This is a genomic window from Streptomyces sp. NPDC020845 (assembly GCF_044334165.1).
Classification (GTDB): domain Bacteria; phylum Actinomycetota; class Actinomycetes; order Streptomycetales; family Streptomycetaceae; genus Streptomyces.
This window is the reverse complement of the sequence record NZ_JBIRSJ010000018.1, coordinates 229456-249413: the sequence shown is the minus strand read 5'-3', so window position 1 is coordinate 249413 and position 19958 is coordinate 229456. Positions and strand designations below refer to the sequence as shown.

15 protein-coding genes are annotated in these 19958 nt (G+C 70.1%); 6 read left to right on the top strand and 9 right to left on the bottom strand.

Annotated elements, in window-relative coordinates:
- Positions 1 to 4: 4 nt before the first annotated feature.
- The gene (locus ACH4U7_RS41000; RefSeq protein WP_398532866.1) at positions 5 to 1129 is read left to right on the top strand and encodes a hypothetical protein; all 1125 of its coding nucleotides are present in this window, start codon (positions 5 to 7) and stop codon (positions 1127 to 1129) included.
- Positions 1130 to 1150: 21 nt separating this feature from the next.
- On the opposite strand, the gene ACH4U7_RS40995 is transcribed toward ACH4U7_RS41000, so the two are convergent.
- Both ACH4U7_RS40995 and ACH4U7_RS40990 read right to left on the bottom strand, forming a co-directional pair.
- Positions 1151 to 1843 (bottom strand): response regulator, encoded by a 693-nt coding sequence (locus tag ACH4U7_RS40995; RefSeq protein WP_398532865.1) that lies wholly within the window; start codon positions 1841 to 1843, stop codon positions 1151 to 1153.
- Positions 1840 to 3537 carry an ATP-binding protein gene (locus ACH4U7_RS40990; protein ID WP_398532864.1) on the bottom strand — a complete coding sequence of 566 codons (1698 nt, stop codon included), beginning with the start codon at positions 3535 to 3537 and terminating at the stop codon, positions 1840 to 1842. Before ACH4U7_RS40990 ends, ACH4U7_RS40995 begins: the two co-directional genes overlap by 4 nt.
- 98 nt (positions 3538 to 3635) lie before the next feature.
- On the opposite strand from ACH4U7_RS40990, the gene ACH4U7_RS40985 reads away from it, so the two are divergent.
- The 3 genes from ACH4U7_RS40985 (at position 3636) to ACH4U7_RS40975 (ending at position 10034) form a co-directional block, all read left to right on the top strand.
- On the top strand, positions 3636 to 4622 hold the full coding sequence (locus ACH4U7_RS40985) for a Bug family tripartite tricarboxylate transporter substrate binding protein (protein ID WP_398532863.1): 987 nt from the start codon (positions 3636 to 3638) through the stop codon (positions 4620 to 4622).
- Between the two features lie 87 nt (positions 4623 to 4709).
- Positions 4710 to 6137, top strand: a complete 1428-nt coding sequence (locus tag ACH4U7_RS40980; protein ID WP_398532862.1) for a GntP family permease — start codon at positions 4710 to 4712, stop codon at positions 6135 to 6137.
- Between the two features lie 153 nt (positions 6138 to 6290).
- Entirely contained in the window at positions 6291 to 10034 is a 3744-nt protein-coding gene (locus tag ACH4U7_RS40975; protein ID WP_398532861.1) for a CHAT domain-containing protein, read from the top strand.
- 15 nt (positions 10035 to 10049) lie between these two features.
- On the opposite strand, the gene ACH4U7_RS40970 is transcribed toward ACH4U7_RS40975, so the two are convergent.
- Positions 10050 to 12098, bottom strand: coding sequence for an alpha-glucuronidase (locus ACH4U7_RS40970; protein WP_398532860.1), 2049 nt, complete (start codon positions 12096 to 12098; stop codon positions 10050 to 10052).
- 166 nt (positions 12099 to 12264) lie between these two features.
- Between ACH4U7_RS40970 and ACH4U7_RS40965 the strand changes: the two genes are divergently transcribed.
- Both ACH4U7_RS40965 and ACH4U7_RS40960 read left to right on the top strand, forming a co-directional pair.
- A complete protein-coding gene (locus ACH4U7_RS40965; protein WP_398532859.1) occupies positions 12265 to 12768 on the top strand; it encodes a YfbM family protein in 504 nt (167 codons plus the stop codon).
- A 107-nt stretch (positions 12769 to 12875) separates the two neighbouring features.
- Positions 12876 to 14510, top strand: coding sequence for an amidase family protein (locus ACH4U7_RS40960; protein WP_398532858.1), 1635 nt, complete (start codon positions 12876 to 12878; stop codon positions 14508 to 14510).
- 14 nt (positions 14511 to 14524) lie between these two features.
- Here ACH4U7_RS40960 and ACH4U7_RS40955 read toward each other — a convergent pair whose 3' ends face one another.
- The 6 genes from ACH4U7_RS40955 to ACH4U7_RS40930 are packed head-to-tail and all read right to left on the bottom strand — an operon-like array spanning position 14525 to position 19655.
- The gene (locus tag ACH4U7_RS40955) at positions 14525 to 15397 is read right to left on the bottom strand and encodes an acyl-ACP desaturase (protein ID WP_398532857.1); all 873 of its coding nucleotides are present in this window, start codon (positions 15395 to 15397) and stop codon (positions 14525 to 14527) included.
- Positions 15394 to 16263 carry an SAM-dependent methyltransferase gene (locus ACH4U7_RS40950; protein WP_398532856.1) on the bottom strand — a complete coding sequence of 290 codons (870 nt, stop codon included), beginning with the start codon at positions 16261 to 16263 and terminating at the stop codon, positions 15394 to 15396. The genes ACH4U7_RS40955 and ACH4U7_RS40950 overlap by 4 nt, the downstream gene beginning before the upstream one ends.
- Positions 16260 to 16562: an acyl carrier protein gene (locus tag ACH4U7_RS40945; protein ID WP_398532855.1), complete on the bottom strand. Its 303-nt coding sequence runs from the start codon at positions 16560 to 16562 to the stop codon at positions 16260 to 16262. The genes ACH4U7_RS40950 and ACH4U7_RS40945 overlap by 4 nt, the downstream gene beginning before the upstream one ends.
- The gene (locus tag ACH4U7_RS40940) at positions 16559 to 17089 is read right to left on the bottom strand and encodes a PaaI family thioesterase (protein ID WP_398532854.1); all 531 of its coding nucleotides are present in this window, start codon (positions 17087 to 17089) and stop codon (positions 16559 to 16561) included. Before ACH4U7_RS40940 ends, ACH4U7_RS40945 begins: the two co-directional genes overlap by 4 nt.
- Positions 17086 to 17952: a ferritin-like domain-containing protein gene (locus tag ACH4U7_RS40935; RefSeq protein ID WP_398532853.1), complete on the bottom strand. Its 867-nt coding sequence runs from the start codon at positions 17950 to 17952 to the stop codon at positions 17086 to 17088. Before ACH4U7_RS40935 ends, ACH4U7_RS40940 begins: the two co-directional genes overlap by 4 nt.
- Positions 17949 to 19655, bottom strand: coding sequence for an AMP-binding protein (locus ACH4U7_RS40930; protein ID WP_398532852.1), 1707 nt, complete (start codon positions 19653 to 19655; stop codon positions 17949 to 17951). Before ACH4U7_RS40930 ends, ACH4U7_RS40935 begins: the two co-directional genes overlap by 4 nt.
- Positions 19656 to 19958 lie beyond the last annotated feature (303 nt).

Genomic DNA, 19958 nt, shown 5'->3' with positions numbered 1-19958 from the left:
TGTCATGGGCGACGCAACACAACACACGCTCCGGGAATTCGCGGAGGTCCTGGTCCGGCTGGGCATAGCGACGGAGGAGCAGGCCGCGGTCGGTCTGGCGGAAGCCGCCGGGATCGGCATGGACCTTGATGAGGATTTCGATAACCCCGACGAGCTGACCTTCCTCGTCGGTGAATGCGGCCTCGGCTTCCAGACGCCCGAAAAGGCGCTGGGCTATCTCGAGGACGGGTATGCGGAGTTGCTGCTCGACGCGGCGGCGTGCTCGGGTGATGCGGTGGTGGTCGACGATGTCGAGCTGGTGAAGGATGAGGACGGAGAGGAGTATCTGCACTTCCGGCGCAATGGCCGGTCGATATGGCACCCGGCGGAACACCTCTCCGACAGCACGCGCTACATGGACTGGAACACCGCCTTCGAGGCCATAGGCGACCTTGTGCCTGGCAACGACGATCCACGGAGTTTCTATCAGCTGGACGAGGATTCCTATGACGCCTGGTGGCTTCTGCTCACGCCCGAACAGGCCAAGGGCCTGAAGGAGTTCGGTCTGCCGATGCCGGTGGATCTCGGCAATTGGGTGCGTGACGAGATGCCCACGGCCGAACCCGGCACGCTCGCGTGGTACATGGAGGACGACCGCCTGCACGCCAGTGAGGAGTCCCGCCGGTTTCTTGACGAGTGGCTGACCCCCATGGACGCCGCACTGGACCGGTGGCGTACGGCCCATCTGCCCGATGACTTCCCCTTCGACTACTCACCGGACTCGCTCTTGGTGCTGGAGAGGCTTGTGCTGGACCGTTTCGACGGCCCCGCCTCGCTGGAGGCGGCAGCCGGTGCCGGAGACGAGTTCTACGCGGGCGCGGTGCGGTATGTGGGTGAGACAGCGCTGCGGATGTGGCCGTGCCGTTGGACGTACCGGCACTCCGACGACCCCTCGATGGTGTTCACCAACGAGCCGATGGTCTGTCCCAACGCCCCGGGGAGATTCGCGTGGGAAGTCTCTCCCCGCTACGCGCTGCACACCCTCGTGCGAGACCGTACGCCTCATAGCCTGCGGGAGTACCTGAGCACGGTCGAGAATGCGGTCGACAGCTACGACAAAGCGCTCCGCGCCCGCACCCGTGGTCGCTAGTCGGCCACAGGTGTCCGCTCGTCATGCCCGCCAGCTGTACCGGCGCTCCGGCCGGCCGGCGCTGCCGTAGCGCAGTGCCACATCGGCGTGGCCGGTGTCGTGGAAGTACTCCAGGTAGCGGCGGGCGCTCACCCTGGACACGCCGGTGGTGGTCGCCGCTTCGGTGGCGGAGAGGGTGCCGTCCGCGTCGCGGAGCGCCCGTTCGATCAGGTCGGCGGTCTCCACGCTCATGCCCTTCGGCAGGGCGATGCCCGCCGCGGGTGCGAACGCACCGGCCAGGGCGCGGTCCACGTCGGCCTGGCCGCGGACGACGGTGGTGAGCAGGCGCCCGCGCCGGGTTGCGTACCGTTCGAGGCGGGGCTGCAGATCCTCGTAGTCGAAGGGCTTGAGGAGGTAGTCGACGACGCCGTGGCGTACGGCGTCGCGTACCGCCTCGGCCTCGCGGGCCGCGCTGATGACCAGGACGTCGCAGTCGTGTCCGGCGGTGCGCAGCCGCGGGATGACGTCGAGACCGAAGACATCCGGCAGGTACAGGTCGAGCAGGACGAGGTCGGGGCGCAGTTCGTCCACGGCCTTGATCGCCTGCTCGCCGGTGTGGGCGGTGCCGACGACCCGGAAGGAGGGGACTCGTTCGACGAATGTGCGGTGGACCCGGGCAACCATGAAGTCGTCGTCGACGACCAGGACGTCGATGGTGTCGGTCGGCTCGGTCATGGGGTAGCTCCTTCCGCCACCGCGCCGGTGGGGTGGCCGACGGACATGCGCGCGGTGAACATGGCGCCCTCGGCCGTATTGGTGACCGCGATCTCTCCACCGCGGCGCTCGCAGACGAGACGGGTCAGGGCGAGCCCGATGCCGCGCTCGCCCTCTTGGGCGGCCTTGGTGGTGAAGCCGTGTGCGAAGACTTCCTGCGCGAGTTCGGGGGCGACGCCGGGGCCCGAGTCGCGGACCACGATCTCCACGCTGGCTGCGTCCTGCCGCAGTTCGACCTCCACCCATGCCTCGTCACGCGGGACGCCACCGTGCAGCGAGCGGTGGAGCGAGCCGTGGAGCGAACCGTCGGGCTCGCCCGCGGTGGCCGCGTCGATGGCGTTGTCGACGAGGTTGCCGACCACGGTCGCCACGTCGGCGGCGTCTTCCGGGGCGAGGCGGCCAAGCCCCGTTCGGTCGGAGATGCGCAGGGCGACCTTCCGCTCGGCGGCCTGGGCGGACTTCGCCATCAGCAGCGCGGCGACGGCGGTGTCGCCGACCCGGCGGCCGACGGTCATGTCGAGTGACTGGCGGCGCTGGTTCAACGCGCGGATGTAGCGCACCACCTCGTCCTGCTCGCCGATCTGGATCAGCCCGGAGATGGTGTGCAGCTGGTTGGCGAACTCATGCGCCTGTGCGCGCAGCAGCTCGGAGGTGCTGCGGAAGGAGCCGATTTCGCGCTCCAGATGGGCCAGTTCCGTGCGGTCGCGCAGGGTGGCCACGGAGCCGAGGAGCCGTCCGTCCTTCGTGACCGTCATCCGGTTCATGACCAGGACGCGGCCGTGGCGGACGACGACCTCGTCACGCGGGCCCGCGGCGGTGTCCTGCGCGCCGGTCAGCACGTCGAGCAGCCTTCCGTCGATGCCGAGCTCGGCCACGGTCCGGCCCACGCTGTCCTCGGGCAGGTCGAGCAGCCGTCTGCCCACATCGTTGACGAGGGTGAGACGGTGCTGTGGGTCCAGGGCGACGACGCCCTCGGCGATGCCGTACAGCATGGCCTCGCGGTGCTCGGCCAGTCCGGTGATCTCGCGTGGCTCCAGTCCGAGTGTCTGGCGTTTGACGCGCCGGGCGAGCAGCCAGGAGCCGACGACGCCGAGCGCACTGGCGACGCCGAGGTAGATCAGCAGATACGAGGAGGCGCCGCTGAGCCGCTGCCACACCGTCGGGGACGCCTCGCCTACCATGACCGTGCCCAGCCTCCGGCCCACGTCGTGCCCCGTCGTGCCGAGCACCGGCACCTGGGCCACCAGCTCCCGGTTGCCGTCCCAGGCCAGCGAGCCGGACCAGCCCCGGCCCGCGCCGACCCCCTCGCCCAGCGGCAGCCGGTCGCCGACCACCGTGGGGTTCGTCGAACTGACGACGCGACCGTCGCGGTCGGCCACCGTTACCGAGGTGACATCGGACTGCACCTGTGTGGAGTGCACCAGAGGGGCCAGGGCCTCGGCGGGCGCGGGTTTCGTCAGCCGGCTGTGTACGAGCGGGTGGGCGGCCAACTGCTCGGCCAGCGCGCTCACCCGCCGGCCTTCGACCCGGTTGAAGGTGGCCTCCGACTGTGCGAGCGAGACCGCGGCGACCGCCAGCAGCACCACCACGACGATGGCGAGCTGGAGCACCAGCATCTCGCCCGCGAGCGTTTGGCGACGGAACGCGGCGACCACAATGAACTCAATCTCTCCTGGTGACACAACCTGGGCGACTCTCCCGCCAGGCCGCACAATCATGACGTCCGCCGTGCGAGAAGCGAAAGGGAGGTGCCATGAGAGGACGTACCCGAGCCCTGTCGGGCACCGTCGCCCTCCTGCTCTCGCTGGTTCTCGGCGGCTGCGGCGCATGGCCGGACACCGGGGCGGCCGACGACGGCCTGCGCATTCTGGTGCCCAATACGGCCGGGGGCGGATACGACACCACGGCCCGTACGGTGGCCCGTGTGCTGGAGGAAACCGGCACCGCCTCGGATGTGCAGGTGTTCAATCTGCCGGGTGCCGGTGGAACGGTGGGTCTTCAGCGGACCGTCAACGAACGAGGCAACGGCAGGCTCGCCCTCCAGATGGGCCTCGGGGTCCTCGGCGCGTCGCATGTCGTGCACGCACGGGTGACCGTACGGCAGACCACCCCGATCGCGCGCCTCATCGAGGAGCCCGAGGCGGTGGTGGTCCGCAAGGACTCGCCGTACCGCACGGTCGAGGACCTGGTCACCGCGTGGCGGACGGGCCCGCGGCGGGTCAGGGTCGGCGGCGGTTCCTCTCTGGGCGGCCCGGACCACCTGTTCCCCATGGAGCTGGCCAGGACCGTCGGAATCGCTCCCCGGCAGGTGAGGTACGTCGCCTACGACGGCGGTGGCGGCGATCTGCTGCCCGCGCTGCTCGACGGCAGGGTCGACTTCGCCACCAGTGGCATCGGTGAGTTCCTGGACCAGATCCAGGCGGGCCAGCTGCGGGTGCTCGCGGTCACCAGCGACCGGCCGGTGGCGGCGCTGCCCGGGGTGCCGACCCTGAAGGCGTCCGGTATCGACCTGGTGTTCCACAACTGGCGAGGGATCGTCGCCCCGCCCGGCATCAGTCCCGAGGACCGCAAGCGCTGGATCCGGGCGCTGACCGCGCTGCACTCCTCGCGGCAGTGGAAGGCCGAGCTCACCCGGCACGGCTGGACCGACGCCTTCATCACCGGTGGTGCCTTCGGCGCCTACCTCGAGCGGCAGGACGCCGCGGTGGCCGACCTGGTCACACGCCTCGCACTCGACTGACCGCCTCCCGCACCGTGCTCGTCCCGCAGGTCACGCACGCCTTCTTTCCGTCCCTTGGTTCGCATATACGTTCGAAAGGTATTCCGTATGACCCCACACACCTGGTGGCTGCTGCTGATCCTGACGGTGGCGATCGCCGCACTGATCTACCTGATCAACTCACGGCTGCGCGTCCACCCCTTCGTCGCACTGATCGTCGTGACCGTCGCCACCGGACTCGCGGCCGGCGAACCGGTGGCCAAACTGATCGACTCGATCGAGGAAGGCGCGGGCGGCACCCTCGGGGACGTCGGTGTCACGCTGGCGCTGGGCGCCATGCTGGGCCGACTGCTGTCCGACTCCGGAGCGACCGACGCCATCGCCCGCGGCCTCGTCGAACGCGCCGACACCAGCAGGCTGCCCTGGCTGGTCGGCGCGGTGGCGTTCGTCATCGGTATCCCCATGTTCTTCGAGGTGGGCCTGATCGTGCTGCTGCCGCTGATCTTCAGCGTGGCCCGTCGGCTCGAGGACCAGGGCGGCACCAAGGGCAGCCCGTATGTGCTGCTCGGCGTCCCGGCCATCGCCTCCCTGTCCACCCTGCACGGCATGCTGCCGCCCCACCCCGGCCCGCTGACCGCCATGACCGGCCTGCACGCCGACCTCGGCCTCACCCTCGTCGTCGGCGTCGTCTGCGCCATCCCCACCGTCATCCTGGCCGGCCCCGTCTACGCCCGCTGGATCGCGCCTCGGCTCCCCGAGGTCCGCCCGGACGCCGAGCTCGTGGCCCAGTTCACCGGCGCCGGACAGGGACCCGCGGTGACTTCCTCGGGGCCCGGCGCACAGTCGCGCACGGACGCGGCTCCCCGCTCCGGTGTGTCCGTGGGCCTGGCCGTGGCGGCCGTGCTCGTTCCGGTCGCGCTCATGCTGCTGCGTACCCTGGCCGAAACGCTGCTCGACGAGTCCAGCGGGCTGCGCGCCGACCTCGCCTTCGCGGGGGAACCGCTGGTGGCGATGTTGGCCGGTGTGCTCTTCGCCCTCGGTGTGACCATCGTCGGCGGTGGCCGCTCGGGGGAGGCGACCCACGCCTCCCTGACCAACAGCCTCAAGTCCATCGCCGCGATCCTCCTCATCATCGGCGGCGGGGGTGCGTTCAAGCAGGTCCTTCAGGACTCGGGCATCGGCGACGCCATCGCGTCGGCCGCCGAGGGAGCCCATATCAACGTGATCCTGCTGGGCTGGCTCATCGCGCTGCTGCTCTCGCTGACCACGGGCTCGGCCACCGTCGGCATCGTCTCCGCGACCGGTATCGTGGCCCCGCTGATCGGTGGCGGCGGAGGCCTGGAGGCGTCGCTCCTCGTGGTCGCGATCGGCGCCGGCTCCCTCGGCCTCAACTACGTCAACCACGCCGGTTTCTGGCTGGTGAAGGAGTCGTTCGGCATGGACCTCGCCCAGGCCGCCAGGACCCAGACCGTCGTGCAGACCCTGGTCAGCGTGCTCGGCCTGCTCATGGCCCTGCTGCTGTCGGTGTTCGTCTGACTCCTGTCAGCCGCCCTGGGCGCAGACCCACGTGGACAAGCCGTCGCCGGGGTAGATGACCCGCAGCGGCCTCGGCGGGCCGTGCGGCAGTCGGCGATGGCTGCCGGCCCGACCCGCCGGGGCGTGCGGCCATCGGACACGGGGGAGCGCTGGGTGGACAAGGAGCACAACGACAGCGGGGACAGGGCGCCGGTGTTGCGCGCCTGGGCCGACATCGCCACCCGCCAGGCCAACGAGGTGATGCGCCGCCCGGCGGACGACCCGGCGCGGAGCGCCGCGCTGTGGCAGACGATCCAGCATCTCGCCGCCATCGAAAAACTGTTGCCCGCGGACGAACCGCTCCGGGACGGCATCGTCCCTTCGCTGGGGATCCTGATGTGTGTCTGGCTCGACAACCGTGGGCCGGGCCAACAGCGCGACGCGGCCCGAGCCGCACGGGAGCATGCCCTGTCTCACCTGCGCTGGGCCGACCGCACCAGGCCGCTCACCGACCCGCTCGCGGTGCAAGCCCGCAAAGCACTGCTCTGGCTGCTCGTCCCGGAGCACTACACGCGAGCCATGCGCGCCTCGCGCCAAGGCCCCCGACAGGAGCCGTCACCTCGCGCCTCCGGCCCGCAGCCGCTGACCGCAGCCACGCGGGACGAACTGGCGGAGGCCACACATGTTCTCGGGCGCCTCTTGGAGGCCCCGAAGGATCCGGAGCTGATCGGACTGCTCGGGTCCGTTACGTCGGAGATCAAGCTGACACTGTCCGAGGCGGTGGCACCGCACGAGGAGAACGCGACGGAGCCGACCGGTACAGCTCCCCTGGAAAGCGCCGATGATCCGTTGGCCGACGCCGTCCAGGGCGTGCTCGTCTGGGCCTTGGAGGACATCCCGCGGTTCACGGGTCTCCTGGTGTGGCTGTCCTACGCCGTGTACCAACTCAGGATCTCCACCGAGAAGGCCGACGAGGAAGTGGCGGCCCTGGGCCTGGACCAACCGGTCTTCGCACCGCTGCGCGAGCTGCTGGCCAAGCTCAGATCGGGGGAGGGCGACCCTCGGGCACTGGCCGAGGGCGCCCGTCGCAGCGCGGACACCGTCCGGGGTGCCCTGGGGGAGTTGCCGACGGGCGTGCCCGAACGGGGCCGCATGGCCAAGCTGCATGCCGCCCTGCTGCTGCAGGCCAACCTCTTCGTACCCGACACGATGGACTTCGACGAGGTGGACGAGGCCGTGTCGGAGCCGGACCCCGAGCCGGTCGGCCGTTCCGGCCGGCCGGGCCAGGTCACCTTGGAACAGTGGCTGACCAGTCTGATCGATATGGTACGGGTGCAGCAGACCGGCGATCTGGCACAGCTGGAGAGGGGCGCCGCCCGGCTCCAGGAGATGATCGACGGGTTGTCCGGGGAAGGCGAGAAGGCCACGCCCGCCAGGCAGGCCATCGCCGCCGCCCTGGCTGGGCGCATACATTCGGCGGCGATGTTCGGGGGCAGTTTCGAGGCCGCCGACGCCGCCTTGACGATGGCCAGGGCGTTGCGCGCCGCCTACCGCCGCGACGGCTCACCGCCGTCCACGAACATGGTCAACGCGATGGTCTTCGCGGCCCACCATGAGCTGGCCCTGGCCCGCCGCAGCGACGACCCCACCGTGCTGCCGCGCCTCATCGAGGAGCTGACCGATCTGTACGCCACCCTGCCGCCCGAGCAGGAAAACCGCTTCGCCATCGCCGTCATCCTGGCCGAGGTCCATCGGGAACAGGCCGCCCGCACTCAGAATTTGGCCGAGTTCCGCGCCTCGGCCCGGTACCTGCGGGACGTGGTGGAGACCGACCAGCGGCAGATCGCCGGACTGCTCGCACCGTACTTCCCGGCCGTACGGGCCAACGCGATGATCCAACTGGTCGTGATCGATCCAAGCCGGGAGGCCGCCGACCGGGCCGCCGCGGAGGTTCATCGGATCCTCGAGGGACCGCAGCCCACCCCCCACCAGGAACTCCAGCTGCGGAGCCAACTCGGCCGGGCCCTGCTGCACGCGACCCGCCACCTCAACGACCCGGGCCTGCTCGACCAGAGCATCACGGAGCTGGCCCGGGTCCGCGAACTGATCGCCGCAGGGCGCGGTTTGCCACATATCGGCGACGCCCTGGCACAGTTGGCCGAGGGTTACCGGCTGCGCTGTGCCCGCCACGGTCCGAGCGCCCAGGCGGATCTGGATGCCTGCTTGGCTGTCATGGGCGAGGAGCTGGCTCGGCTGGCCTCGGACGTCCTTCTCCAACTCGGCTCCGAACACGGCCTGGCCGTGGCCCGCACCGGGGCGTGGCAGGCAATGTGGCTGGCCTACTGGACGACCATGAACGGCCGTCCCGCCGAAGCGGTGGACGCACTGGAACGGGGCCGGGCCCTGGTGCTGCGGGCCGCCGCCGCGTCCCGCGGTATCCCCGAGCTCCTCGAAGCCCGCGGCCACCCGGACCTGGCCCGGCAGTGGCGCGCCGAGGCCGCCGCGGACCGGCTCCCGCCCGGTACCGCGGCCCCGCTCCTGGGCTGGTCCACGGAGCAGCAGATCCCGGGCACCCTGCGCCGCAGGGCACTTGACGCGCTGGGCGAGAGCAGTGGCACGGACGCCGCCTGGAAACCACTCGAACCCCCGGACCTGGTAGAGCTGAAGGCCGGTCTCACCGCCACCGGCACCGATGCGCTCGTCTATCTCGTCCCCGGGCTCGAATCCGCCCAGTCCGGTCTCGCGCTGATCCTCCGCCCCAACACCGGCAACGCGCCGCCGGCTGTCCTGAAGCTGCCACTGCTGAACACCGGCAGCCCGCCGCTGGAGCGCTATCTCGACGCCACGGCCCGACGTTCCCAGGCCACCGCCACCGCCACCGCCACCGCCGACGCCACGGCCGAGCCGAGCGGGCAGGCGGCGCCGGACCGGGAATGGGAGGCGGCGCTGCGCGAGCTGTGCGACTGGGCTTGGCCCGCCGCGATCGGCCCCGTCCTGGCAGCCGTGGGGCCGCTCGGCCGGCCGCCGCGGATCGTCCTGGTGCCGTGCGGGGCGCTCGGCACGGTCGCCTGGCATGCGGCGCGTACCCCGCACTGGCGCCCCGGGCGCGCGCACCGGTACGCCTGCGAGGAAGCGGTGCTCAGCTACGCACCCTCCGGAGCCGAGTTCCTGCGGGCCGCGGCCCGGGACCGGCTGCCCATCGCCGCCGGACAGGTCCTGGTCGCCGACCCCGAACTCTCCCTCCTGTGGGCCGAGATCGAGACCGAGGCGCTGCGCGCTGCCTGCTACCCGGACGGCCTTTGCTACGGCGAGTTCCCCACGGCCGTCAGCGACGCGCCGGGCACCCCGGAGGACATCCTCGCCGTCCTGCCCGGCGGCAGCTCCCCGGCCGTCGCCGTTCTGCATATCTCCTGCCACGCCCTGGTCGGCCCGTATCCCACGCGCTCGGCCCTCTGGCTCGCCACCCCGCCGGACGGCCCCCAGGACGCCGGACGGCTGACCGTGGCCCGCATCCTGGACGGCACCGCCACCGGAGCGCCGGACGCCGCGGGCCCGCTGGTGGTGCTCAGCGCCTGCGAGACGGACCTGAGCACCCGCAACCACGACGAGGCGCTGACCCTGTCCACCGCCCTGATCGCCCGCGGCGCGGCCGATGTCATCGGCTCGCGCTGGGCCGTCCGCGATGCCTCGACGGCTGTGCTGATGGCCGTCTTCCACGACTTCGTCACCGCGCACGGCCTCGCCCCGGTGGACGCGCTGCGCGCCGCCCAGCTGTGGATGCTCGACCCGCACCGCGAGCCACCGTCCACCCTCCATGACGATCTACGCGGCGAGGCCGCCCGTATCGACCTCGACCAGGTGCACTTCTGGGCCGCTTTCACCCATCAGGGCAACCCGGCCGCTCAGGGCACGGAGTGAACGCGGGCAACGCGCTCAGTAGATACGGCGCCCGCGGGCGTCCGGTACGCCGGACTTCCGGAAGAAGTACGTGTTGATGTGGTCGCGCCACTCCCGGGCGCTGCGAAGCTGCTCCTCGTAGCGCTCCGCCACCCGGGCGTGGCGTGCCGAATCCACCAGATCCGCGAGCCCGGCCCACACCCGGCGTGCCTCCTCGACCTCCGCCACGCCCTCGAAGTGTGTGTCGTAGATGTGTTGGATCACCGTTTTGCCGCTGTGCAGCACATGTCCGTACGGCACATGGTGGAAGAAGAGCAGCAGCTCGTCCGGGCAGGTCTCGGGCGATTCGTACGTCTCCGCCCACGGCTTCGTGTACTGCCCCGCGTACCCGGTGCCGGTGGCCTGGCTGCGGTCGACGCCGACCCCGTCCCGGTCGGCGAAGTGGTACGTGCCCCAAGGGCTGTACTCGTAGCCGTCCACGCTCGGCCCGTAGTGGTGTCCGGGCTGCACCATGAAGCCGATGCCGAGCGGTGCCGTGTACTTCTCGTACGTCCGCCAGGAGCCGTCCAGAACGGCCCGCAGCCCGCTGCGCAGCCGGGCGGGATCGGCGGTCTCCTCGGGGGCGAAGGACAGCTCGATCCACTCGTGCAGGATCGCGCGCGGGTCCGCGTCGGGCTGCCAGGCCAGGCGGCCGACCGCGTACAGGTTGGCCTGCGCCAGCGGATGCCCGGTCCAGAACGGGTCGTCACCGGCGCTCGACACCGCCACCAGGCCGCCGCCGCGCGCCAGATCCCCGACGCTCGGACCTTCCTCCCCGCCCCGCCGGAACCGCAGTGCGTCGCTCCACATCGGTCCGAGCCAGCACACATGCTTTTGCTGCCCGGTGTACTCCTGGGTGGCCTGTATCTCCACCGCCAGCCGTGTGTTCGGCAGCGCGCCGATCACCGGGGAGACGGGCTCGCGCGTCTGGAAGTCCATCGGGCCGTGTTTCACCTGGAGCACCGCGTTGGGCGCGAACTGACCGTCCAGGGGTGCGAAGTGGTCGTAGGCCGCGCGTGCCCGGTCCACCGACCGGTCCCGCCAGTCCTGCCGGTGGTTGTAGACAAAGGCCCGCCAGTGCACCGTGGCGCCGTGCGGGGCGAGCGCCGCGGCCAGCATGTTGGCGCCGTCCGCGTGGCTGCGGCCGTAGGTGAACGGGCCGGGCTGGCCTTCGGAGTCGGCCTTCACCACATACCCGCCGAAGTCGGGGATCGCCGCGTACACCCGGTCGGTCGTCTCCGCCCACCAGTCGGCCACCGCGGCGTCCAGTGGATCGGCGGTGGGCAGACCGCCGAGCACGACGGGCGCGGCGAAGGAAACGGACAGATGCGTCCGTATTCCGTACGGGCGCAGCGCGTCCGCGATCGCGGCCACCTCACCGACGCGGTCGGTCAGCAGATGCGCCTCGGTTTCGTGCACATTCACGTTGTTCACGGTGAGCGCGTTGATACCGGACGCGGCAAGCAGTCTGCCGTAGCAGCGCACCCGCTCCAGTTCGTCCCGCGAGCCCCGGGCCAGACCGTCCCGCCAGAACAACGAACCGCCCGAGTACCCCCGCTCGACCTGGCCCATCACCGGATGCACCGCCACGTTGTCCCAGTGGTCCAGCATCCGCAGGGCCAGCGCCGGCCGGTGCGTCTCGCGCGCCCGCTCGCCACTGAAGGCCGCCTCGCCGAGCCGTACCAGGTGGAACAGCCCGTACAGCAGCCCGGCCTGACCGGCGGCCGTCACCCGGGTGACGCCCTCGGCCCGCACCAGCGTGAACCCCTCGTCCCCGAGCCGGTCCCCGTCCTCGCCCTGCCGGCCGAGCTCCAGCACCAGGTCGTACGGCGCGCCCTGCGCCCGCGCATCCCGTACGACCCCACCGCCGAACCGTGCGCAGGCGCTCGCCACTTCGCCGTGCACCGTGTCCACCAGTGGGCCTGTTCCCAAGATCAGCGTGCGCCGGGAACCGAGCGGGCGGAACACCTCGGGCGGCAGCCACGCCGGGTCCACGCCGCTGGGCAGCGCGGGCACAGGGACGGTAACGGATGCGGATGCTGTCACGGAAACCCCTGGTCAGTGCGGATCGAGCGGGCCGGACCGGCTGGGCGCGGGCGGGCGGCCCAAGTATGCCGTGTGCCCGTCGGGGCCGGGAGAGGCCCGCACCAACTGTGCGCGCTGGAGCACGGGGGTGGGACGCGCTGTCAGTGCCCATCCGTACCATCCGGCCATGAGCATGATCGGAGAGTACGCGCGTCTGACCCCGGCCGAACTCGAGCGCGCGGTACGCGACCCGGACTGGGCCCGGGAGTTCATCGGCGAGCTGATGGACACGGAGCTGGACGAGGGGCCCACGACGTCACCGGCGCGCTGCCACGAAACCGACAAGGCCTGGCACGCCCTCGACTTCCTGCTGAGCCGCCTCGCGTTTCCCGTGAACGTCGTCTTCGGCGAGGAGGAAATCCCCGGGGCCGACGACTGGGGCTACGGGCCGCCCCGCTATCTCACGCCGGAGCGGGTGCGGGTGGCGGCTGAGGCCTTCGCCGCGATGCCTCCGGAGGCCCTGGTCAGCGGGGTCACTCCGGATGATCTCGTCCAGGCCGATATCTATCCCGTCATCATCTGGGTGGGCGACGAGTCGCTGGACTATGTGACCGGCCACTACCAGGCGCTGGTCCCGTTCTTCCAGGCGGCGGCCCGCGACGGGCACGCCGTGGTCATCTGGCTCGACTAGCGAGGCCGTGGATACGTGACGTTTCGGGCGGCGGCGCGAAAGGCCCTTGTGCCGGGCCGTCGGCCTGTAGTCGGCTGATCCTCATGAGGGTCAAGAGGAAGCGGAGCATGAGGAAACGGAGCGCTGCCACGCTGATCGCCGCCCTGGTCGCGGCGTCCCTCGGCGCCGGGGCGCCGAATCCGCGTGCGGAAGCCGCCGAAGCCGGCGTCGATCTGCCGCCGCCGACCGGTGTGTCCGTGGGGCTGGGAGTCGACCTCGACACGGTGACGATCCCGGAATTACAGGCGCGCATGGCGGACGGTTCGCTGACCTCTACGGCGCTGACCACCGCCTACCTGCGGCGGATCAAGGCCATCGACCCCAAGATCCACGCGGTGTTGCGCACCGATCCGACGGCGTTGCGGCAGGCGGCCGCGAGCGATGTCAGGCATCGGAACGGCGACACCCGTGGCCCGCTCGATGGGATCCCCGTCCTGCTCAAGGACAACGTCAACACCCGCGATATGCCCACGACGGCCGGGTCGCCGGCGCTGGCCGGCAGCCCGCCGGACGTGGACGCCGCCCTGGTGACCCGGCTGCGGAACGCGGGGGCGGTGATCCTCGGCAAGACCAACCTGTCCGAGTGGGCGAACTTCCGCGCGGCCAAGCCCACATCAGGGTGGTCGGCGGTGGGCGGGCAGACCAACAACCCCTACGTGCTGGACCGGAATCCGTGCGGGTCCTCCGCCGGTTCGGGCGCCGCGCTCGCCGCGTCGTTGGCGCAGGTGGCGATCGGCACCGAGACGGACGGTTCCATCGTGTGCCCGGCCGGGATGAACGGGGTGGTCGGCCACAAGCCCAGCCTCGGGCTGGTCAGCCAGGCCGGAGTGGTCCCGATCTCCGCCGAGCAGGACACCGCGGGGCCCATGGCGCGCAATGTGATCGACACCGCGCTCACCCTGTCCGTGATCAGCGGCACCTCACGCCCGGGCGGCCTGGGCCGCCCGCGCGGCTCGGTCGGCCCGGGCGGCCCGGGCGGCCTCGCGGACGAGATGACGCACTCCAGCAGTCTGCGCGGCAAACGGATCGGCCTGTGGCGGCTGCCCTCGCTCGGGCCACAGGTGGACGCCCTGATGACCCGTACCGCCGAAAGACTGCGCACCGCGGGGGCCGAGGTCGTCGAGGTGACACCTCCGTATCAGCAGCGCCTCGCCGAACTCGAATTCCCGGCGCTGCTGAGCGAGTTCCACCGGGACATCGATGCCTATCTCGCCACCCGCGGCGGGCCGCGCAACCTCGCCGAACTGATCGAGTTCAACCGCACCCATCCGGCGGAGCAGACCTGCTTCGCCGGCCAGGAGCTGTTCGAGCAGGCCCTTGCCGCACCTCCCACCACCGACCCGGGATACCGGGCCATGCGCGCCGAGCTGAAGGACCTTTCCCGGCGTTCCATCGACGAGACCATGGCCGCCCATCGGCTGGACGCCATCGCCGCCCCGACGAACCCGCCCGCCTGGACGACCGACTGTGCGCGGGGCGACAACGATGTGATCCCGTCGTCAACGCCCGCGGCCGTGTCCGGATACCCGACCTTGTCGGTGCCCGCCGGGTTCGTGGACGAGCTGCCCGTGGGCGTGCTGCTGATGGCCGGTGACCACCAGGACGCGGGGCTCTTGTCGCTGGGGGCGGCGGTGGAGCACCGGCTGCACGCCTGGCGAGCGCCGCGCTACCTGCCGACGGTGGGGCTCGACGCCTCCCGGTGACCGGTGCGCGGCGGTCAGACGGCACGGATGCGCTGGATGAACTCGGCCAGGTCGGCTGTCGACGCGCTGCCTTTTGTGGTGCTGAAGTTGTTGACGAGCCGGATCAGGGCACCGTACGCCTCGGTGTGGTTGTAGGACACGGCGTCCGCGACGCGCAGTGACCACCGCCAGTATCCGTTGAGCGTGTCCGCCAGGGGCATACGGAAGGTGGAGAGCACGTCTTTGAGGTCCGGTATCGTCGCGCCGAGTCCGTGCCGCGTGATGTAGGCGGTGAGGATTTCGGTGTAGAACGCGAAGTGCCGGGCCTCGTCCCTGGCCAGTCGGTGGAGCAGTTCCCGCAGCACCGGTTCGGTGGCGACCGCCTTGAACCGCTGGTAGAAGAGTTGAGTGGCCTTCTCCTGGACCAGGGTGTAGGTGAATGCCTGGACCGGGCTCTCATAAGGCAGTGAGAACTTCTTTCTGCCTTCCTCGGCCAGCTCCCGGAGCAGTGTGTCCGGGTCGCTGATCCCGGCCTCGATTTGATATCTGGTCAGGGCCGAGGCGTGCCGTTCCTCCTCGTTCGCCCATGAAATCAGAAACCGGAAGTACTCGCGGTTGAAGCAGAACTCCTCGATGGCCAGGTCCGCACCGGACACCGGGAAGGCATCCAGGAAGTAGGTGAGATACCCGGGAATGTGGTCCTCGATGAAGGTGATGAACCGCACGACCGAGCGGTCGGTCTCGGTGAGTTCTTCCGGCCGCAGCGTTGTCCAGGGCAGCTCGTCGATGGACCAGTGGTGGGTATCGGCGCGGCTCACCGCCTTCCGGGTCAGCTTCCCGAGCTCCGCGGGGTCGAGGGAGCGCCGGAGCGGTTCCGGAGGGGATTCGGGCGGGGCGGTGTCGCTCATGGTGCCTCCGTCGGGCCCATCCGGGACTTCAGCGCGCTCAGCGCATAGTGCTTGGTGGTGTAGCCCCAGCCGGCGTTGGCCGTCCGGAGATAGCGGACAAGCGGCTCGCTCATGCCCGGTGCCGCCCGTTCGACGCGGTCGCGCGCGGCGTGGATCCGCTGTTCCCAGTCTTCGATGGTGCGGTGGTAGTGCGCGGTGAGATCCGAGAGCGCGGTGAGGCTGAACCCGGCCGACTCCACCGCCTCCACGAGCGTGGAGAGCGGCACCATATCGGCGAATCCGAAGATGTCCTCGGTGACGTGCTTGGTGCCCGGCCGCCGCGAGAACTCCTCGTAGGCGGCGCGGTTCCGGAAGCAGCTTTCCGACAGATACAGCGATCCGCCGCGGCGCAGCAGTTCGTGGACCTTGCGCAGCACCGCCGTCCGGTTCGGCATATGCACGATCGAGCCGAGCATGGTGATCGCGTCATACGGGCCGGCCACCTCGATATCGCTGAAGGAGCCGTGCTCCAGCGTGATCAGGTCCGCCACGCCCGTTGCCTCCGCCTGGGCCCGGATGTACTCGAGCTGGGGGCGGGACGGTGTCACACCGGTGGCGTGGCAGCCGTACTCCTGGGCCATGAACAGGATCAGGCTGCCCCAGCCGCAGCCGATGTCGAGCAGCCGCTCACCGCCGGTGAGGCCGAGTTGCCGCGCGACGAAGTGCAGTTTGTCGGTCTGTGCCTGGTCGAGGTCGGTGTTCTGGTCGGTGTACAGCCCGGAGCTGTACTTGAGCCGCCGGTCGAGGTAGCCGGCGAACAGCTCAGCGGGCAGCTCATAGTGCCGGTTGGTGGCCTGGTACGCCGCTTGGGGGGTCACGGTGGTCATGGTGTCGTCAGTTCCCCGCTGACGTAGGTGTGCACCAGGGTGACCAGTTCCTCGACGGTGTCGGCGGCGAAGACGGCCTGGTCGTCGAACTCGATGTCCCACTGGCGCTCCAGTTTGGAGACCACCCGCAGCAGTTTCATCGAGTCGGCGCCGGGCAGCGCCTTGAGGGGGTCGGTGAGGCCGATCTCGGCGGGGGAGACCTCCAGTTCGGTGGCGAGATATTCGATGGTGACCGCGGCGATCTGCGCGCGGCTGGTGGGCTCGTGGGTGGGCTCGTGGCCGGTGGGTTCGGCGGTCATGACTCTCCCGTACCGTGGTCGAAGTAGTGCTGGACGCGGCCGAAGGCGGCATCGTCGAGCTGCATGAGTTTCCTGGCTTGTTCGGAGCGGATCGGCTGGTAGGTGCCGGTGGCCATGGCGTGCAGTTCGCCGTCGGACCCGGTGATCTCGGCTTGGGTGTGCAGCACTCCGTTGCCCCGGCCGCTGATCCGCGCGACGGTCAGATACGGTTCGCCCACCGCGAGCGGCAACAGCATCTTGCTGCGCAGGGTCACGGAGAAGGCGAGCAGGCCGTGCACCAGGGCGAGGGTGTCGCCCATCACCTCGTCCAGCAGCACGTTCACAATGCCGCCGTGCACGATCCCGGGGTAGGAGGCGTAGTTCTCCGAGAATGTGGTCTCGGCGGCGTGGTCCCCGTTCGGCAGCCGCTTCAGACGCAGCTTGAGCCCGATGGGGTTGCGCGGCGAGCAGCCGAAGCAGTTGAAGGAGGGCTCCGCGTGCCAGGGGAGTTCGATCGCCTCGCCGGTGGTGTGCTGTGCGGTGCTCATGCGGGGACCTTGCTGTTCAGCGACTCCTCGGCGATCGCCCGCCGCACGTCGGACATCTTGGTCAGCTTGTGGCCGGTGAGCGCGGAGAAGTACTTGAACAGCTGCTCACAGCACTTCGCCCATTCTTTGCCGTCCTCGTCGACCTCGGCGAAGTAGGCGAACATCTCGTCGATGGTCTCGTGGTTCTCCAGCTCGGGCAGGTTTCCCTTGAACCGGCTGACCGGATGGCGGTACAAGTCGCGGGTGGTGCCCATGTAGATGTACAGGGTTTCCACGACCGACGCGCATTCCTGTGGCCGTGCGGCCAACTGCTGCGCGGTGTAGTGGACGAACTCGCGCGCGTGGCGCGCCTCGTCGCCGCTGGCCTTCTTCAGGATGGCCGCGAGGACCGGCTCCTTCATGGTGCGGGCCACGCATTTGTACGCGTGGGTGGCAAGGACCTCGCAGATGACGTTGGTGGCCAGGGTGGCCGCCCGGGTGACTCCCGGTGGGTACGCCTCGCGCATCGAGGCGATCGTCCGGTGGTCGATGCCATGGCCCGCCAGCTGCAGCCAGGTCTGGAAGGCGAGGTGGTGCTGGATCTCCTGATAGCCCCAGATGCAGGCGAACTGCGAGAAGTCGTAGTCCATGGCGAACTCGTTGAGCAGGCCGTGGGTCGCGGCGATGACGTTCGACTCGCCCACGATGGCCCCCTTGGCGAACACGATGTGCTCGGGTAACACCAGATCGGGCCGGAACTCCTCCCATGGGATGTGGTGCAGCTCCCAGGTTGCGTGCTGATAGTCGGCGAATATCCGGGCGCTGTGCATCCGGTCGTCCGCGAGCAGGGGGACCCCGGCCGGCGACTGTGTTCTGCTGTTCACACCCGTTCTCCTCGGTCTGGACTTCCGGTGGCGGGGTACGCCACTGCACCGTCGCCGTCAGCGGCGGCCACCCGCCGCGCGGCCAGTACGCGCTGCCACTTTCCGCTGGTGGTGCGGGGGATCCAGCGGGGTTTGACCGCATAGACCCGCACCTGGGACAGGTCCAGCTCGGCCGCCACCCTTCTGCGGACCTCCGCGAGCACCGGGGCGGGGTCGGCATCGGTCTCCACGATGACGCCGATCCGCTCGCCGCCCTCGGCATCGGTGTCGGAGAAGGCGACGCAGCGGTGGCGGTAGACGCCCGGTACGGTGCGCGCGACGTTCTCCACGTCGTCGGGGAAGAAGTTCTGCCCGTGCACCACGACCATTTCCTTGCGTCGCCCCGTGACGTACAGCTCGCCGTCGAGCAGGAGGCCGAGGTCGCCGGTGCGCAGCCAGCCGTGGTCGAACACCTCGCGTGTCGCCTCGGGGGCGCGGAAGTAGCCGGTGGTCACCGGCTCCCCGGCGATCTGGATCTCGCCGAGCGTCCCGTCGGCCGCCACCGCCCCGTCGTCACCGACGATCCGCAGCTCGATGCCGTGCACCGCGTGGCCCACCGAAACCACCGGCTTGGCCGCGGTCGCCGCCTCGTCGACGGTGCGCGCGACACCGGTCGTGGCGAGCTCGTCGCGGTCCACCGTACGGATCTTCGGGGTGTCTCCGGGGGTGGGGTAACTGATCGACAAGGTGGCCTCGGCCATGCCGTACACCGGGTACATCACCGAGGGGCTGACGCCGCTGGGCGCCAGTGCCTCGGTGAACCGCCGCACGGTGGCCGAGCTGACCGGTTCGGCGCCGTTGAACGCCAGCCGCCAGCTGGACAGGTCGAGCGCGGCAAGCCGCTCGGCCGGCACGCGGTCGAGCAGATAGTCGTAGGAGAAGTTGGGCCCGGTCATCACCGTTCCGCGGTGTGCGGCGAAGTGTTCGAGCACCGTGCCCGGCCGCCGGAGAAAGGTGGTCGGCGAGAACGCGTGGACATCGGCCCCGTTGAGCCAGTGGGCCTGCAAGCCGATCAGACCCATGTCGTGGAAGGTCGGCACCCACTGGACGAACACATCGTCCGGGCTGAAGGCGCCCGAGACCACGCAGGCGCGCAGACCGGCCATGGTCGTGCGATGCGGCAGCATCACGCCCTTGGGCAGACTGGTGCTGCCGGAGGTGAACTGGACGATGGCCAGCGAGTCGGGATCGACGGTGGGCAGCGTGAGCGGGCTGCCGGTGCCGTTCGGCGACGGCGGGGGCACCAGGGCCACCCCGGTGGCCATTGTGGTGAGTTCGTGGCCCAGTTCTTCATAGTCCGGGTCCAGCACGAGGTGGCGCAGGCCCGCGACGTCCGCGATGCGCGCGAGGCGGCGCGCGGTGTCCCTCGGGTCACCGAAACCGGCCTGGACCGGCAGCACACTGATCGCCGCACCGGCCCGCCAGAGGCCGAAGACCGTGGTGAAGAACCGGGCGGCGGTGGGCACCAGCACACCCACGATGTCACCGGGCCGCACCCCGGCGCGCAGAAACTCGTGCGCCGCGGCGGCGGAAGCGATATCGAGATCCGCCGCGGTGATGTCGTCGCCTGCGGTGGGAAATCTCGCGCGGGAGTCCGGCGAGGCCTTCGCCAGCAGGGTCAGGCTTTCTCCGAGGGTCCCTCCGTCTAGTAAGGCAGGTCGCATGGGTCGCCGCACACTGATTCCCCTATCGCGGGTCGAAGACCAGATTCATGCATTCCGGACCCTTAATTGATGACTCGAACGATCAATTCTGAGCGGGCAATCCGAAGTGCTTTTGAGTCGGGCAATGACAGTTCTGGAGATCTCATCATGGCATGGCCGCGCGAGGCGCAGCGCCGCCGACGGGAATGACTAGGAGATCTGCTAAACACCCGCTCCACCGGGATGCTGGGCTTGGAAGCGCTTGACCGGAAAGGTTAGCCTGCCGATCTCATCGCCTCTTCCTGGGAATGCCCGTGTATTCGG